This is a genomic window from Actinocatenispora comari (genome assembly GCF_017312725.1).
Classification (GTDB): domain Bacteria; phylum Actinomycetota; class Actinomycetes; order Mycobacteriales; family Micromonosporaceae; genus Actinocatenispora; species Actinocatenispora comari.
On sequence record NZ_BOPO01000118.1, the window covers coordinates 1 to 16477 of the forward strand.

16 protein-coding genes are annotated in these 16477 nt (G+C 74.7%); 7 read left to right on the top strand and 9 right to left on the bottom strand.

Going from position 1 to position 16477, the window contains the following annotated elements:
* Both NUM_RS28985 and NUM_RS28990 read left to right on the top strand, forming a co-directional pair.
* Positions 1-1128 (top strand): nicotinate-nucleotide--dimethylbenzimidazole phosphoribosyltransferase (locus NUM_RS28985; protein ID WP_207128138.1); only part of this gene is annotated, 1128 nt, incomplete at its 5' end.
* Positions 1121-1918, top strand: coding sequence for an adenosylcobinamide-GDP ribazoletransferase (locus NUM_RS28990; RefSeq protein WP_207128139.1), 798 nt, complete (start codon positions 1121-1123; stop codon positions 1916-1918). The genes NUM_RS28985 and NUM_RS28990, both read left to right, overlap by 8 nt.
* A gap of 51 nt (positions 1919-1969) precedes the next feature.
* Here the strand turns inward: NUM_RS28990 and NUM_RS28995 are convergent, their stop codons facing one another.
* Together NUM_RS28995 and gcvT are read right to left on the bottom strand one after the other, a co-directional pair.
* Positions 1970-2323 (bottom strand): MmcQ/YjbR family DNA-binding protein, encoded by a 354-nt coding sequence (locus tag NUM_RS28995; RefSeq protein ID WP_207128140.1) that lies wholly within the window; start codon positions 2321-2323, stop codon positions 1970-1972.
* Positions 2323-3426: a glycine cleavage system aminomethyltransferase GcvT gene (gene gcvT / locus NUM_RS29000; protein ID WP_207128141.1), complete on the bottom strand. Its 1104-nt coding sequence runs from the start codon at positions 3424-3426 to the stop codon at positions 2323-2325. The genes NUM_RS28995 and gcvT overlap by 1 nt, the downstream gene beginning before the upstream one ends.
* 185 nt (positions 3427-3611) lie before the next feature.
* On the opposite strand from gcvT, the gene NUM_RS29005 reads away from it, so the two are divergent.
* Positions 3612-5102, top strand: a complete 1491-nt coding sequence (locus NUM_RS29005) for a leucyl aminopeptidase (protein ID WP_207128142.1) — start codon at positions 3612-3614, stop codon at positions 5100-5102.
* 597 nt (positions 5103-5699) lie between these two features.
* Here NUM_RS29005 and NUM_RS29010 read toward each other — a convergent pair.
* Positions 5700-6020, bottom strand: a complete 321-nt coding sequence (locus tag NUM_RS29010; RefSeq protein WP_030447890.1) for a hypothetical protein — start codon at positions 6018-6020, stop codon at positions 5700-5702.
* A gap of 166 nt (positions 6021-6186) precedes the next feature.
* On the opposite strand from NUM_RS29010, the gene lpdA reads away from it, so the two are divergent.
* Together lpdA and sucB are read left to right on the top strand one after the other, a co-directional pair.
* On the top strand, positions 6187-7629 hold the full coding sequence (lpdA, locus tag NUM_RS29015) for a dihydrolipoyl dehydrogenase (protein ID WP_207128143.1): 1443 nt from the start codon (positions 6187-6189) through the stop codon (positions 7627-7629).
* Between the two features lie 53 nt (positions 7630-7682).
* Positions 7683-9569 carry a 2-oxoglutarate dehydrogenase, E2 component, dihydrolipoamide succinyltransferase gene (sucB, locus tag NUM_RS29020; RefSeq protein ID WP_207128144.1) on the top strand — a complete coding sequence of 629 codons (1887 nt, stop codon included), beginning with the start codon at positions 7683-7685 and terminating at the stop codon, positions 9567-9569.
* Between the two features lie 159 nt (positions 9570-9728).
* Here sucB and NUM_RS29025 read toward each other — a convergent pair whose 3' ends face one another.
* The 4 genes from NUM_RS29025 to NUM_RS29040 are packed head-to-tail and all read right to left on the bottom strand — an operon-like array spanning position 9729 to position 13404.
* The gene (locus NUM_RS29025; protein ID WP_207128145.1) at positions 9729-10601 is read right to left on the bottom strand and encodes a PhzF family phenazine biosynthesis protein; all 873 of its coding nucleotides are present in this window, start codon (positions 10599-10601) and stop codon (positions 9729-9731) included.
* 42 nt (positions 10602-10643) lie between these two features.
* The gene (locus tag NUM_RS29030; RefSeq protein ID WP_207128146.1) at positions 10644-11024 is read right to left on the bottom strand and encodes a hypothetical protein; all 381 of its coding nucleotides are present in this window, start codon (positions 11022-11024) and stop codon (positions 10644-10646) included.
* Positions 11021-12049, bottom strand: a complete 1029-nt coding sequence (locus tag NUM_RS29035) for a hypothetical protein (RefSeq protein WP_207128147.1) — start codon at positions 12047-12049, stop codon at positions 11021-11023. Before NUM_RS29035 ends, NUM_RS29030 begins: the two co-directional genes overlap by 4 nt.
* Positions 12046-13404 carry a hypothetical protein gene (locus tag NUM_RS29040; RefSeq protein WP_207128148.1) on the bottom strand — a complete coding sequence of 453 codons (1359 nt, stop codon included), beginning with the start codon at positions 13402-13404 and terminating at the stop codon, positions 12046-12048. The genes NUM_RS29035 and NUM_RS29040 overlap by 4 nt, the downstream gene beginning before the upstream one ends.
* A gap of 137 nt (positions 13405-13541) precedes the next feature.
* On the opposite strand from NUM_RS29040, the gene NUM_RS29045 reads away from it, so the two are divergent.
* On the top strand, positions 13542-14156 hold the full coding sequence (locus NUM_RS29045; protein ID WP_207128149.1) for an isochorismatase family protein: 615 nt from the start codon (positions 13542-13544) through the stop codon (positions 14154-14156).
* Here NUM_RS29045 and NUM_RS29050 read toward each other — a convergent pair.
* Together NUM_RS29050 and NUM_RS29055 are read right to left on the bottom strand one after the other, a co-directional pair.
* Positions 14114-14647, bottom strand: coding sequence for a hypothetical protein (locus NUM_RS29050; RefSeq protein WP_207128150.1), 534 nt, complete (start codon positions 14645-14647; stop codon positions 14114-14116). The genes NUM_RS29045 and NUM_RS29050 overlap by 43 nt on opposite strands.
* A 238-nt stretch (positions 14648-14885) precedes the next feature.
* Positions 14886-15272, bottom strand: a complete 387-nt coding sequence (locus NUM_RS29055) for an SCO5389 family protein (protein ID WP_207128151.1) — start codon at positions 15270-15272, stop codon at positions 14886-14888.
* A 230-nt stretch (positions 15273-15502) separates the two neighbouring features.
* Here NUM_RS29055 and NUM_RS29060 point away from each other — a divergent pair.
* Positions 15503-16477 (top strand): glycosyltransferase family 2 protein (locus NUM_RS29060; protein WP_207128152.1); only part of this gene is annotated, 975 nt, incomplete at its 3' end.

Sequence of the window (16477 nt, forward strand, 5' to 3'; positions counted from 1 at the left end):
GCCGCGGCCGTCCCGGCGACCGCCACGGCGGCTCCGGCCGAACCCGCCCCCGCGGCAGCGGCCACGGCGCCGGCACCGGCGCCGGAACCGGCGGACGTGCCGGAACCGGTCGACGTCGGCCCGGCCGAGCTGGACGACGACGTCATCGGCATCCGCCCGCCGGACCGGATCGCCATCAACGCCGCCGAGGAGCGGCTGACCGCGCTGGCCACCGGCGGCGCCGGGCTCGGTGCGCTGACCGAGCCGGTCGCCTGGGCGCTCGGCGCCGGCGACCTGGCCGGCGAGTGGGACTCGATCCGGGTGGTCCTGGTGGGCGCCGACCACCACGGCGGCGCCCGGGCCGGTGACCCGGCGGCGGAGAGCACGATCGACCGGGTCCGCACCGGCACTGCGCCGCTGGCCCGGCTGGCCGAGCGGGTCGGCGCCACGGTCACGGTGGCCGAGCTGCCCGACGGCGCCGCGCCGGTCCCGGCGATGGAGACCACCGACGTACTGACCGCCGAGCAGGTCGACGCGGCGTTCGAGCTGGGCCGTTCGCTCGCCGAGCGGGCCGCGGACGAGGGCGTGCAGCTGCTCGTACCGGCGGCGTGCGGTGCCGGCGTGCAGGCGGTCTCGGCGGCCGTGCTCGCGGCGGCCACCGGCAACGAGCCGGCCAGCCTGCTCGGCCGGGTGGTCGGCGAGTCCGGCCGGGTCGACGACACGGCCTGGATCGCGCGCTGCCTCGCCGCCCGGGACGCGCTGCACCGGGTCCGGCTGCGCTCCCGGGACAGCCGGTCGCTGCTGGCGATGCTCGGCGGCCCCGACCTCGCGGCGCTGACCGGGCTGATCATCGGCGCGGCGGTGCGGCACCTACCGGTGCTGGTCGACAACCCGGCGGCGGCGACCGCGATGGTGCTGGCACGCGACATCGCGCCGAGCTCACCGTGGTGGTGCATGATCCCGGACCACGGCCGCGCGCCCGCGGTGCGTACCGTCGCCGACCTGCTCGGCTTCGACACCGTGCTGGACCTCGGCCTGGGCCTCGGCGACGGCTGCACGGCGCTGACCGCGGTCGGGGTGCTGCAGCCCGCGCTGGCGCTCGCCGCCGCGCTGCGCAGCCCGGAGACCGCCGAACCGGTACATGCCTGACCCGACCCGGAGCGAGCCGGCCCGGGGGCGCTCCGGGCTGCTCGCCGCGGCCCGGTTGTCGGTGAGCACGTTCACCGTGCTGCCGGTACCGGTCGGGCGGGTGGACCGGGCGAGCGCCCGCGGCGCGATGGCGCTGGCGCCCGCGGTGGGCGCGGCCCTCGGCGCCGTACTGGCCGGGGTCGCGGTGCTGCTGCGGCTGGCCGGCGCGCCGGTCGGGGTGCTGGCCGTCGCGGTGGTGCTCGGCGGCGTGCTGGCCACCCGGGCGCTGCACCTGGACGGGCTGGCCGACACCGTCGACGCGCTCGGCTCGTACGCGGACCCCGAGCGCGCGCTCGCCATCATGAAGCGCTCCGACATCGGACCGTTCGGCGTGGTGGCGCTGGTACTCGTGCTGGCCGCGCAGGTCGCCGCGGTGGTCGCGGTCGGTGGACGGCCGCCGCTCGCGCTGCTGGCCACGCTGGTGACCGCCGCCGGTACCGGCCGGCTCGCGGTGACGCTCGCCTGCCGTCGCGGCCTCCCGGCAGCGCGGCCGGACGGGCTCGGCGCGCTGGTCGCCGGCACCGTACCGGGGTGGCTGGTGGCGGTGGCCGCGGTGCCGCTGGCCGCGATCGGGCTGGCCGCCGACCCGGACCGGCCGTGGCTCGGGCCGCTCGCCGTCCTGCTGGGCCTGGCCGCGGCGGCGCTGCTGGTCCGGCACGTCACCCGGCGGCTGGGCGGCGTCACCGGCGACGTGCTCGGCGCCTGCGTCGAGCTGGCCGGCACCATCGCCCTCGCCGCCCTCAGCTGCTGACCGTCAGGTCGGCCCGGCGTTGCTGACCGTCAGGCCCGGAGCTGCTGACCGTCAGGTCGGTTCGGTGTCGTACCCGGTCGTCAGGCGGCGCGGTGCGGCCGCCCGCCAGGCGGCGACGACCAGCGCCCGCAGCGCCGGCAGCTCGATCCGGGCCAGCTCCACCCGCACCCAGCCGAACCGGCCGGTCGTCGGCGCCACCGCGTACGTGTCGGGATCGCGGGCCACCAGCGATGCCTGCTCGTCCGGGGTCGCCTTGACGGTGGCGTGCGGTTCGTCCGGCGCGGCCACCGCGAACATCTTGCCGCCGACCTGGAACACCGTCTCGGTGCCCCAGGTACCGACCTCCTCGGCGCCGGGCAGCCCGAGCGCGATCCGACGGACCTGCTCGAACGTGGCACCGGCCATCACTTCACCGAGGACGGCACGAACGGCGGTTTGACCACCTTCATCGGCGCCCGCCGGCCGCGGACGTCCACCTCCACCTCGGCGCCGGCGTCCAGCTGCGCGGCGGTGTCCAGCAGCGCCAGGCCGATGCCGCGCTTCAGCGTCGGGGAGAACGTGCCCGAGGTGACCTCGCCGACCTGCCGCTCCCCCACGTACACGGCCATGCCGGGGCGCGGGATGCCCTTGCCGGCGGCCGACAGCCCCCAGAGCCGGCGGGCCGGGCCCGCCTCCTTCTCCGCGAGCAGCTCGTCCCGCCCCCAGAACGCCGGCTTCTTCCAGCCGACCGCCCAGCCGGCCCGCGCCTGCACCGGGCTGATCTGCATGGACAGGTCCTGACCGTGCAGCGGGTACCCCATCTCGGTACGCAGCGTGTCGCGCGCGGCGAGTCCGGCCGGCCGGACCGCGAGGTCGGCGCCCTCCTCCAGCAGCGCGTCCCACACCGCGGCCGCGTAGCGCGCCTCGACGACCAGCTCGTACCCGTGCTCGCCGGTGTAGCCGGTGCGGCAGACGATCAGCGGCCGGCCGCCGATGGTGCCCGGCTCGAAGCTCATGTACCCGTGCCGGGTCGGCGCACCGAGCCGGGCCAGCAGGTCGGCCGACATCGGGCCCTGCACCGCGATGATCGCGTAGTCGTCGTGCCGGTTGGTGACCTCGACACCCTCCGGCGCCGCGGCGGCCAGCCGGCGGACCACCTCGGCGGTGTTCGCCGCGTTCGGGATCAGGAACACGTCGTCGTCGGCGAACCGGTACGCGATCAGGTCGTCGACCACCCCGCCGGTCGCGTCGTCGCAGCACAGCGTGTACTGCGCCTGGCCGGCGGTGATCTTGTCCAGATCACCGGCCAGGCAGGAGTTGACGAACGCCACCGCCCCGGCACCGCGCACGGTCGCCTTGCCCAGGTGCGACACGTCGAACACACCGACCGCGTTGCGCACCGCGTTGTGCTCGGCCAGCACACCGCCACCGGCGTACTCCAGGGGCATCTCCCAGCCACCGAACGCAGCGAACTTCGCACCGAGCGCGCGGTGCCGGTCGTGCAACGGGGAATGCTTGAGGTCGGTCATGGGTGGCAACCTACCCGGCGGCCGTGGACCTCTAGCATCGACTCCGGCCCGGCCGCGACGGCGTCACGACGCACCGCGATCCGGACACCACCACAACGACGTGGTCACCATCGTCACCGTCACGGGTTGGTGCACGATAGCGGCCGAACACACCATCGTGCACCAACCCGCCATGGAGGCCTCGCGTGAGTTCGCTTGCTCTCGCCGACACCAACCCTGCCAGCCTGTCCGCCGACGCCGTCGTCGTCGGGCTGTACCAGTCGGCGGACGGCGCGCCGACGCTGGCGCCCGGCGCGGCGGAGCTGGACGCCGCCTTCGAGCACCGGCTGATCGACACGCTCGTGCTGCTCGGCGCCACCGGCGCGGTCGGCGAGGTGACCAGGCTGGCCAGCCTCGGTACCGTGCCGGCGCCGCTGGTCGCCGCCGTCGGCCTGGGCATCCGCGAGGCCGCCGACGACGAGTCGGTACGCCGGGCCGCCGGTGCCGCGGTCCGCGCCCTGGCCGGGTCGGCGACCGTCGCGCTGGCGCTGCCGGCGCTGCGGCCGGCGGCGGAGGGCGCCGCGCTCGGCGGGTACCGGTTCACCCGCTACCGGGCCGGCGCCGCCACCGACCGCGCGCCGGTGACGAAGATCCAGCTGGTCGTGCCGGACGCGAAGGACAAGGCGGCCAAGGCGGAGCTGAAGCGGGCCGCGGCGCTGGCCGACGCGGCCACCTTCACCCGGGACTGCGTCAACACCCCCGGCAACGACCTGCGTCCGCCGGCGTTCGCCGACGCGGTGTCGAAGGCGGCCACCAAGGCCGGCCTCGCGGTCGAGGTGCTCGACGAGAAGGCGCTGCGCAAGGGCGGTTACGGCGGCATCCTCGCGGTCGGCCTCGGCTCCGCGCAGCCGCCGCGGCTGGTCCGGCTGGCGTACTCGCCGCGCGGGAAGGCCACCGCGAAGATCGCGCTCGTCGGCAAGGGCATCACGTTCGACACCGGCGGCCTGTCGATCAAGCCGGCCAAGGGCATGTGGGAGATGAAGAGCGACATGGCCGGCGCGGCCGCGGTCGCCGGCGCGATGCTCGCGATCGCCGCGCTCAAGCCGAAGGTCGAGGTCGTCGCGTACCTGCCGATGGCGGAGAACATGCCGTCCGGCTCCGCGTACCGGCCCGGCGACGTGGTCACCATGTACTCCGGCACCAAGGTCGAGGTGCTCAACACCGACGCCGAGGGCCGGATGGTGCTGGCCGACGCGATCGCCCGGGCCTGCGAGGACGGCCCCGACTACCTGTTCGAGACCTCCACCCTCACCGGCGGCCAGGTCACCTCGCTGGGCAACCGGATCGGCGGCGTGATGGGCTCCGAGTCCCTGCACGAGCGGGTCCGCGCCGCCGGTGACCGGGTCGGCGAGCCGATGTGGCCGATGCCGCTGCCGGAGGAGATCGCCAAGCTGATGACCTCCGACGTCGCCGACCTGTCCCAGGTCGCCAGCGGGATGGACCGCTCCGGTCACATGCTGCAGGGCGGCTACTTCCTCTCCCGGTTCGTCGCCGACGGCGTCGACTGGGCGCACCTGGACGTGGCCGGGCCCGCGTACCACGAGTCCGAGGAGTACGGGTACCTGCCGAAGGGCGCCACCGCGGTTCCGTTGCGGACGTTGGTCGAGCTGGTCGTCGACGTCGCGGACAACGGCTGAGCGGGGGGCACCTCTGTGCGCTGAGGTGCTGCCCGAAGCGCCCGCGTCGGCGCGGGGTCGCTTGTTGGCACCGGTGTAAAGGCCACCTCTGTTCGCCTCTTTCACCCCCCGTGGGGGAACGTGGGGAGCGGGCTTCGCCCCTCCCCACACCCCTCCCCATCAAGGGGGCAGTCGCCCCCTTGACATCCCCTGTCGGGGCCCAGTGATCAGGCAGGACGCCGCCTGGCCCGCTTCGGAACGACGGGGCCCGGTGCGGCCTGCCCATCGACGCCCAGCCCGCCACGACACCAACCCCACCCCGCCTGCAACGCGACACGGGTCGAAGCGGGCGTTGCTGTGATGGGTAGGCCGGGCCGGGGCCCCGTTCTCCTTCGACGGGCACTCGGCGTCGATGGGCATCCTCACCGGGGGCTGGGCGGGGATGGCCAAGGGGGCGGCCCCCTTGGCGGGGAAGGAGCGCGAGGAGGGGGCGAAGCCCTCTCCTCGCATTCCCCCACGCGGGCTCAAAGCGTGAACAGAGGTGGTCTTTACACCGCCAGCCCACAGCGGCGTGCCTCAGCCCGGAGGTACAGGAGCGCATGGAGGTACAGGCCAGGTTCAGTGCGAGGTGCGCTGGCGGGCGTTGTAGTCGCGCATGCGTTGGGGGTAGCCGAGCTTGCCGACGTCGTACACGGGGATGCCGACGCGGCGGCCGAAGGCGAGGGCGGCGGGATGGGTGAGGCGCCGGCGGGTCCACTCACCGTCGTGCCCGATCAGGATCACCGTCTGCCCGGTCATCAACGTCGCCGGCTCCAGGTAGGCCTCGACGCCGATGCGACTGGCCACGAACCGTTCCAGGTGCGCCACGTCCGCCGGGTCCGCGGCCCGCTCGGCCCGTACTCCGCGACCGCGCTGAACGCGCCGCCCGAACCGTCCCACCGTTCCTCCTCCTTCGCCGTACCCAGCACGGTCGCCGCACAGCGTACGGCCAGCGGACGGCCCAGCGCTCGCCGCACGTCGACAACACCGCATACCGGCCGGAACGGCCCCATCGGGGTCGAGCCGACCGCTATGACGAGACTCATGAACGGGCGTTCGTGTCCGGATGCCAAGATGGCCGGGGCACGCAACGTTGCGGCACGGTGAGGCGGGAGATGACGTGAGCGAGGCAACCGACAGCTATGACGTGGTCGTCCTCGGTGGCGGCAGCGGCGGGTACGCGACCGCGCTGCGCGCCGGCAGCCTCGGGCTGACCGTCGCGGTCGTCGAGAAGGACAAGGTCGGCGGCACCTGCCTGCACCGCGGCTGCATTCCGACCAAGGCGCTGCTGCACGCCGGCGAGGTCGCCGACGCCGCCCGCGAGGCGGCCCAGTTCGGCGTGCGGGCCAGCCTCGACGGCATCGACATGGCCGGCGTCAACAAGTACAAGGACGGCGTCGTCACCCGGCTGTACAAGGGACTGCAGTCGACGCTGGCCGCGCGCGGCGGCATCACCACGATCGAGGGCACCGGCCGGCTGGTCGCCCCGGACACCGTGGACGTCGACGGGCGCCGCGTCACCGGCCGGCACGTGGTGCTCGCGACCGGGTCGTACTCGAAGTCGCTGCCCGGGCTCGCCGTCGACGGCGAGCGGGTGATCACCTCCGAACACGCGCTGTCGCTGGACCGGCTGCCGGAGCGGGCGGTGATCCTGGGCGGCGGCGTGATCGGGGTCGAGTTCGCCAGCGCCTGGCGCTCGTTCGGGGTCGACGTGACCATCGTCGAGGCACTGCCCCGGCTGGTCGCGGCCGAGGACGAGGAGGTGTCGAAGGCGGTCGAGCGCGCGTTCCGCCGCCGCGGCATCGGCTACGTCACCGGCAGCCCGTTCACCGGGGTGGAGAAGACCACCGACGGCGTGCGGGTCGGCGTCGAGGGCGGCACGACGTTCGACGCCGACGTGTTGCTGGTCGCGGTGGGGCGCGGCCCGGTCACCGCCGACCTCGGGTTCGAGCAGCTCGGCCTGACCATGGACCGCGGGTACGTGCCCACCGACGAGCGGCTGCGCACCAACCTGCCCGGGGTGTACGCGGTGGGCGACATCGTGCCCGGCCTGCAGCTCGCGCACCGGGGATTCCAGCAGGGCATCTTCGTCGCCGAGGACATCGCCGGCCTCGACCCGCGGCCGATCGACGAGACCGGCATCCCGCGGGTCACCTACTGCGAGCCGGAGGTCGCCTCGGTGGGGCTGACCGAAACGGCGGCCCGCGAGCGGTACGGGGACGACGGGGTGCAGACTCTCACCTACAACCTGGGCGGTAACGGCAAGAGCCAGATCCTCAAGACCCAGGGCTTCGTGAAACTGGTCCGGGCCAGCGACGGGCCGGTCGTCGGTATCCACATGGTGGGTTCCCGGGTCGGTGAGCTGATCGGTGAGGCACAGTTGATCTACAACTGGGAGGCGTTCCCGTCCGACGTCGCTCCGTTCGTCCACATGCACCCGACCCAGAACGAGGCGCTCGGCGAGGCACACATGGCCCTCGCCGGCAAGGCGTTGCACGTCCACAGCTGAGCGCGCCCGAGTTCGACGCACCAGCGAAGAATCGCAAGCGAGGAGTCCTACCCATGCCGACCTCGGTCACCATGCCGCAGCTCGGAGAAAGCGTCACCGAGGGCACCGTCACCCGGTGGCTCAAGCAGGAGGGCGACCGGGTGGAGGTCGACGAGCCGCTGCTCGAAGTCTCCACCGACAAGGTCGACACCGAGATCCCGTCGCCGGCCGCCGGCGTGCTGTCCCGCATCGTCGTACCCGAGGACGAGACGGTCGACGTGGGCGCCGAGCTGGCGCAGATCTCCGGCGACGGCGAGTCCGCTCCCGCCCAGCCGGCCGCGGAACCGGAGCAGGCGGCGGCGTCCGAGCCGGCCGCCGAAACCAAGCCGGCCCGGCCCGAGCCGGCCCAGCCCGAGCCGGAGCAGCCGGCCGAGCCCGCGCGGCAGGCGCCGTCCCAGCCGCAGTCCGACCAGCCCGCGCAGCCGTCGGGCGATGGCGCCGCGGACGGCACCGAGGTGCCGATGCCGGCGCTGGGCGAGTCGGTGACCGAGGGAACCGTGACCCGGTGGCTCAAGCAGGTCGGCGAGTCCGTCGAGGTGGACGAGCCGCTGCTGGAGGTGTCCACCGACAAGGTCGACACCGAGATCCCGTCGCCGGCGGCCGGTACCGTGCTGGACATCAAGGTCCAGCAGGACGAGACCGTCGACGTCGGTACCGTGCTGGCGATCGTCGGCTCCGGCTCGCCGTCGGCGAAGCCCAGCCAGCCGGCCCCCAGCCAGCCGGCCCCGAGCCAGCCCTCCCCCAGCCAGCCGACGCCCAGCCAGCCCGCCGCGGCGGCGCCCGCGCCGGCACCGCAGGCGGCGCCGAGCCAGCCCGCCCAGCAGGCCGAGCCGAGCCAGCCCGCCCAGCAGGCGGCGCCGAGCCAGCCCGCGCAGCGGGCGCAGACCGCGGAGCCGGTGCAGCAGACCGCGCCGGCGGCGGCGCCGCAGGTGGAGCGGCCCGCCTCGACCGACCAGCAGCCGAGCAGCGACGGCCCGTCCGGCTACGTCACGCCGCTGGTGCGCAAGCTCGCGGCCGAGCACGACATCGACCTCGCGTCGCTGTCCGGTACCGGCGTCGGCGGTCGGATCCGCAAGCAGGACGTGCTGGACGCCGCCGAGGCGAAGAAGCAGGCGGCCGCGAAGCCGGCGGCGCCGGCCGCGACCGCACCGGCCGCGCCGAAGGCGGCGCCGAGCCCGCTGCGTGGCCGCACCGAGAAGCTGTCCCGGATGCGGCAGATCATCGCGCAGCGGATGGTCGAGTCGCTGCAGACGGCCGCGCAGCTGACCACGGTGATCGAGGTCGACGTGACCCGGATCGCGCAGCTGCGCGCCCGGGCCAAGGACGAGTTCCTGGCGCGGCACGGGGTCAAGCTGTCGTTCCTGCCGTTCTTCGCGCTGGCCGCGGTGGAGGCGCTCCGGCAGCACCCGAAGCTGAACGCCTCGATCGACATCGAGCAGAAGACGGTCACCTACCACGACACCGAGAACCTGGCGATCGCGGTGGACACCGAGCGTGGGCTGATCGTGCCGGTCATCCACAACGCCGGTGACCTGAACCTGGCCGGCCTGGCCCGGCACATCGGCGACCTGGCCGATCGCACCCGCAGCAACACGGTCGGGCCGGACGACCTGGTCGGCGGTACCTTCACGCTGACCAACACCGGCGGCCGGGGCGTGCTGTTCGACACGCCGATCTTCCCGCAGCCGCAGGTGGCGATGCTCGGTACCGGCGCCGTGGTGAAGCGGGCGGTGGTGGTCGACGACGCGAACCTGGGCGAGATCATCGTCCCGCGCTCGATGGTCTACCTCTCCCTGTCGTACGACCACCGGCTGGTCGACGGTGCCGACGCGGCCCGCTACCTGGCCACGGTCAAGGAGCGGCTGGAGGCCGGCGACTTCGAGTCGTCGCTCGGCCTGTAACACCTGATCCATCCGCCGGGGCGGTCCGCAGCATGCGGGCCGCCCCGGCGTCGTTCCCGCCATCGGCACCGGCCGGCGGCGCACGACGGCAACCGGTGGACCAGGACGGCGGCCAGCGGTCCCGACCAGGCGGCGCGCCACCGGCGGTGAGCGGGATGGTCAGCGGCGCAGCGATCCCGCGGCGACGACCAGGCCGGTACCACTGAGCCGGACGACGTCGCCGGCCACCCGGACCGACAACCGGCTGGGCCGGCCGACCGCGTGTCCCTGCGCGACGACCACCGGACGCGCCGGATCGACCAGCCCGTCCCGGACCAGGACCACCGCGAGCGGGCCGGCCGCGGTACCGGTGGCCGGGTCCTCGGCGATGCCCATCCGCGGGTTGACGAAGCGCAGGTGCGCGTGCGTGTCCGGCTCGACCGGGTCGAGGCTGAACACCGCGCAGCCCTCCCCGCCGACCGCGTCGAGCACCGGCAGCAGCAGCTCGGGTACCGGCCGGATCCGGTCGACGGCGGCCCGGTCGACCGCCTGGACGAGCAGGTGCCCGGCGCCGGTGGACACGACCTCGGCGATGCCGTCCGGTGCCAGGTCGGCCGGGTCGAGGCCGAGCGCGGCGGCCAGCGCGGCCCGGTCGGTGACCACGCCGCCGAACTCGGGCGCCGCCTGGCCGATCGTCACCGTGGCCCGGCCGTCGCCGGCCGCGGTCACCTCGGTCGGATAGCTGCCGGTGCCGATCTGCTGCACGTAGCCGGTGCGGCCGGCGGGCAGCCGGCCACGCTCGGACAGCAGTGCCGCGGCGCCGAGCGCGAAGTGGCCCACGCCGTACACCTCCGCGCCGGTCGGGGTGAACGCCCGCAACCGCCAGTCGGCCCCGGGCGCGCCGGCCAGGACGAACGCGGTCTCGGACTGGTTGAACTCGCGGGCCACCGCGCGCATGGTGGCCTCGTCCGCGTCGTCGGCGTCCAGCACGACGGTGGCGGGGTTGCCGGTGAAGGGTGCTGTCGCGAACACGTCCACGTAGCCGAATTCCATCCGACCATCCTGCACCCCGCCGGCCGGCCGTCGGCCGCGCGGTCAGCCGGGCTCGCCGAGCGCCGCCAGGCCGGTACGGGCGAGTTCGGTGGCGCGGGCGACCTCGGCCGGGCCGGGACGACCGGCGAGTGCCGCGCCGGCGAGCAGCAGGCACCGCTGCGCCTCCCGCCGGGCCGCCCCGGACGCGGCGGCCTTCCGCCCGGCCCCGGGCCCGGCATCGTCGGAGACAGTGCCGCCGGTGGTGGTGGCGTCGTCGTCGGTGGTGGTGGTGTCCAGGGCGGCGTCGAGGCGGGAGCACAGCGAGCGGGCCCGGTCCAGTCCGGCGGCCACCACCCGGCGCCGGCGCACCAGGGCGGCAGCCACCGGTGCGGCCGCGACCGCGAGCAGCACCGCCGCGCCGAGCACCCAGGGCAGTACGGTCATGCCGCGTCCAACGCCCGGGCCCGGTCGCGCAGCGCGCCGATCCGGCCGGCCAGCTCGTCCAGGTCGGTGTGCCGGTCGGCGTGCTGGCTGTCGGACAGGGCGATCAGGTAGTCGGCGGACAGCCGGCCGAGCCGGTCGGCCGCCGCGCCGGCCGCGTCCGGCCGCAGCTCGACCATGATCAGCGCGATCTCGGCCAGCTCGCCGTCCAGCTCGGCGTACCGGGCCCGCCGCCGGGACCGGTGCACCAGGGCCCGGGCACCCACCCGTACGGTGCGGCCGAGGCCGGCGCGCAGCCCGAACACCCCGGCGACGACCAGCACGACCAGCCCGCCGGCGACCAGGTACCGGTAGGTCGGCACGCTGAAACTGCGCCGCTGGTCGATCAGCGAGCCGCCCGCGACGTTCGCGTCGTAGCGCATCACCACCTGGCCCACCTGCGCCGCGACGTCACCGTTCAGGTAGCCGGTGGCGGTGGAGATGATCGACCACTGGGCGAAGTCCCAGCCGAACCAGTCGACGGTCAGCGGCAGGTCGTCGCTCTCGCAGCCGTACTCGAACTCGCCGCCGACGAACACCGCCACCATCAGGCCGTCGATGCGGTCGACCGCGGCGGCACACGCCTTGTCCGGGTGCTTCGCCTGCGCCGAGCCGGGCCTGAGCACCTCGATGGCGATCGGCCGGACCCCGATCGTGCGGCGGATCGCCGCCGTGTCGACGTGCCCGGCACCAGGCTCGACGTACAGCACGTGCTGGCGCAGCGTGTCCACCGCCGACCGGTACGGCGAGACCAGCAGAGTGAGGTCCGACCAGGTGGCGACGAGGATGCTGATGATCAGGCCGATCCCGACCACGATCGGCCACACCGGGCGGCGCGCCCGCGCCGTGCCGGCCGCCTGTCCGGCACGTCGCTCGGCCGACCGGCGTACCGCCTGGCGCCGTTTCGCCATGCTCCGCCGCTCGGCACGGCTGCGCCGGCGCTTCGCGTCGGTACGAGGACCTGGTTTCCGGTCCGGACGAGTGCTCATGCCGGCTCCTCGGCCGCTGGCGACGCCGGCACGGACAGCAGCGTCGCGGCGCGCTCCAGGTACTCGTCGGCGGCGTCGAGTGCCTCGGCCGCGGTCGCGGTGTCACCGTCGGTGGCCATCAGGTCGCGCGCGGTCCGGTAGCGTTCCGCGGCGCGCGCGAGCAGGTCGTCGGCGCCGTCCGCGAAGCCGGACACGTAGGCGAGCCGGGCGGCGGTCCCGGCCACCCGGGCCCGCAGCCGAGCCCGCCGGGCGGCCTCGGTCCGGCGCCGCTGCCGCCGGCGCCCCACCAGCCGCCACCGCAGCGCCAGCGTGCCGAGCAGAAGCACCCCGACCGTGCCGGCGAAGATCCACGGCAGCCAGGTCACCACGATCGGCAGCGGGTCGGCGGCCCGGTCCGGATGTTCCACCACTGCGGCGTTCGCGCGCGCCTTCCCGTAGTACTCGGCGACGAGCAGGCCGATGTTGGCCGGGGCCGGGCCCCACTTCGCGGTCTGTTCGAAGTACTGCCCGTAGTACCCGTTGACCGCCGCGGACTGCGGGCCCGGGTCGGGGCCGGCGAGGTCGGTCCACTGGCCGCGGACCACGACGATCAGCTTCCCGGGCAACCGCGCGGCCAGCTGGTGGGCCAGGTTGTCGGGTGGGCCGGGCGGCAGCGTGACGAGCCGCAGGGCGGGCCCGTCGGTGATGTCGTTCCACTGTTTCGTGGCGGTCACCGTGGGCAGTCCGGGCGCGGTGTAGACGCGGCGCGCGGTCAGCGCGGCCGCGACCGTGTCGACCAGCTCGGCCGGCGCGTCGGGCAGCACCCGCGGCCCGTCGCCGTTGCGGGACTTGCCGTCGATGCCGGTCAGCACCATCTCGGTCATGTCCCGGGTGGTGAGGATCTGGCGGATCTCCGACATGGTCGACGGGCCGACCCCGCCACCGTCGGGTTCGATCCGCACCGTCAGCCCGGTCACCAGGACCACCTTGGCGTGCCCGGTCAGCCCGTCGGCGAGCTTGTCGACCTGCTTGTCGTAGGCCTTGTACTGCTCGACGCCGGCGAACGGCAGCGCGATGACCCGCGTCTTCGTGTGCGCCAGCGCGGCCCCGATCCGCTTCTCGTCCAGCACCGCGGGGGCGCCGGGCAGCCGGGAGACCCGGTCGGCCGCGATCGCGGCGCGGGCCTGCCCGACGGTCCAGCCGAGTTTCGCCGGTTTCGTGGGCACCTGGACCGACGGCACCGCGCGCGGCTTCGGCCGCGGCGGCTGGTGGACGCTGCGGTAGATCAGCGATCCGACCGGCCAGCCCAGCCACACCACGACCAGCAGCGCGGCGATCGCGACGCGGCGGAGGGTGTTGCGGCGGGAAGCGTGCACGGCAGCAGTGTAGGAGTGCCGGTCCCGTGCGTCGCCGCCGAGCGGGCCGGCCGGCGGGAGCGGGTAAATCCCGTGGCCGGCCGGCGGGAGCGGGAAATCCCGTGGCTGGCCCTGGTACCGGGTGCCACCATGGGCCGGTGTCGGACCGCGCGCTGTTGATCATCGACCTGCAGACGGTGTACCTGCCCGGGATGCACCGGCCGGAGCCGGTGCTGGCGCGGGTGGCCGCGCTCGCCGACCGGGCCCGCGCCGCCGGCGCCCCGGTGGTGTACCTGCGGCAGATCGTCCCGCCCGACGAGGTGCCGGCCGGCGTCGACCCGCGCGAGCTGGTCGGCTCGATCGCGCCGCGGCCCGGTGACGTGGTGCTCGACAAGCACAGCGCGGACGCGTTCCTGGACACCGGGCTGGCCGGCCTGCTGCGCGAGCGCGGCGTGCGGCGGATCGTGGTCACCGGGTACAGCACCGAGTTCTGCGTGGACACCGCGGTCCGCAGCGGGCTGTCCGCCGGCTTCGACGTGACCCTGGTCGCCGACGGGCACCTCACCAGCATCCCGGACGCACCGCCCGCGGCGGCGTCCGGCGGTTCGTCGGAGGCGACCCCGGTGTCGTCCGTGCCGGCGCGATCGGTACCGCCGGCCGAGGCCGCGCTGGCCCCGCCGGCGGTCGTGGCGCACCACAACCGGGTGCTCGGCTCGATCGGGTACGCGCATCACGCGGTGACGCTGGCCCGCGCCGACGAGGTGAGCTTCTGACCGCGCCGCCGGTGGTAGGCGACGATCAGCGCCGCCAGCAGCGGTACCCACAGCGTCACCGGTAGGTAGCAGGCGACGAAGACGGTGTGCCACAGCGGGCTGGTGAACGAGATCCCGTTGTCGCCGTCGAAGTAGTTGACGAACGCGAACGTCCACAGCCCGGCCAGTGCCACCGCGCCGGTGCTCGCCACCGTGGTGGCGAACCAGCGCCGTACCGGTCGGCCGCCGAGGAGCGGCAGCCACCGTGGGAAGACCTCGCCCCACGGCCGGACCAGCCCGAACGACAGCAGCGCCACGGACTCCGACAGCAGGCTCAGGCCCACGATGTAGATCTGGGTGCCGGGCCCGATCTGCGGCGCCGCGCCGTACGCCAGGGCGCCGATCGGCAGCCCGAACGCCAGCGCCAGCCGCCACAGCCCGGACGGCAGCACCACCAGCGGGATCAGGTGGGCCACGATCTCGGTCCAGCGCGGTACCGGTGTCGTTCGCATGGTTCGAGCATCGGTGCCCGGCGCGGCGGCGGCCTCCCCAGCGGCCGGGACGGCGCTCCCCCGCGGGAGGGAGCGCCGGTGCCGGGCGGTGATCCGCCCGCCCGACACCGGCGCTCGGCCGGTGTCCCGGGACGCGGACCGGTGCTCGGCCGGTGTCCCGGGACGCGGATCCGGTGCGGCCAGCGTCCCGGGACGCGGATCCGGCGCTCGGCCGGCGTTCCGGACGCGGGTCCGGCGCTCAGCAGTTGCGCAGCTCCGGGGACTGGTTGAGCAGCTGGCCGCGCGCCGAGATGAACGCCCGGTACCGCTCGCCGTCCACGGTGGCCGGGGTGAACGCGGCGACCCGGTGGCAGTTCTGGAAGGCGAGCACGACGCCGAAGTGCCGCTCCAGCGCGCCCCGGATCGGGGTGGAGGCGAGCGCGCGCAGCAGCTGACCGCGCTCGGTCTCGCTCGGTGGCGGGGTGGCGTCGTCGGCGAAGCCGTCGGCACCCACCCGGTCGGCGACGGCGCTGACGGTGCGCCACGCGTACGGCAGCGAGTCGCGGACGCAGGCGAGGAACGCGGCGTCGTCGACCTCGCCGGCCTCGGCGGCGGCGAGCAGTTCCGGCGATACGTCGAGGGACATGGACACTCCTTGGTTTGACGGTTCGGACGGTGTTTCGAGGCTCGCGCGAGCTAGATGAAATTAGAATTCATTTTCATCTAGACCTCAAGTGCGACACGCGGCGCACCGCCCGAACCGGACGTCCGGCCCGCGGACCGCCCCCGGCCCGGCTGTACAGTGGGTGAACAATCCGCCGATCGCGGCAGCTGTGGCCGTGCGCGGTGTGCCAGCGTGATGGAGGTTCCTGCTCCGTGCCACTGCTCAGCGTCGTGGTGCCCGCCTACAACGTGCAGGAATACCTCGGCGAATGCCTCGATTCGCTGCTGCACCAGTCGTTCACCGACCTCGAGGTGATCGGCGTCGACGACCGGTCGCCGGACTCCTCCGGCCGCATCCTGGACGAGCGGGCCGAGCGTGACCCCCGCCTGACGGTGCTGCACCTGCCGGAGAACCGCGGTCTCGGCGGCGCCCGCAACGCCGGCCTCGCCGCCGCGACCGGCGACTACGTCTGGTTCGTCGACTCCGACGACTGGATCGACGCCGACGCGCTGCCACGCATCGCCGCCCGCCTCGCGGCCACCCGGCCCGACCTCCTGCTCGTCGGCCACCAGCTCGACCACCCCGACCTGCGGGCCGAGCGCGACCCCGGCGACGCGCTGCTCGCCGCGCTGCCCGCCACCTTCACCGCCAGCCAGCGGCCCGAGGTGTTCCGGGTCTTCCCGTCGGCCTGGAACAAGATCGTCCGGCGCGACTTCCTGGTCGGCCTCGACCTCGACTACCCGGCCGGCTTCTACGAGGACCTACCGGTCAGCTACCCGCTGCTCGCCGCCGCCGACCGGATCGTCGCGCTACCCGAGGTCTGCTACCACTACCGGCAGCGGCCCGGCTCGATCCTGGCCAGCAACGGCGCCCGCCACCTGGACGTGATCGGCCAGTACGAGCTGGTCTTCCGCCGGCTCGCCGCGCTCGGCGACCGCGGCGACGCGGTGCTGCCCACAGTGTACCGGGTGGCGGTGAAGCACCTGTTCGTGCTGCTCGGTGCCGGCCGGCTGGCCGCGGGCACCCGCCGGGAGTACTTCCGCCGGGCGAGCGCGCTGGTGCGTCGCGCCCGGCCGACCGGCTTCACCCCCCCGGCCGGCGGCGACGGCGTGCGCTACCGGCTGCTGCTCGCCGGCAACTGGCCGGCCGTGGTGGCGGTGCGCGCCGGCTACCGCGCCGCGCAGCTG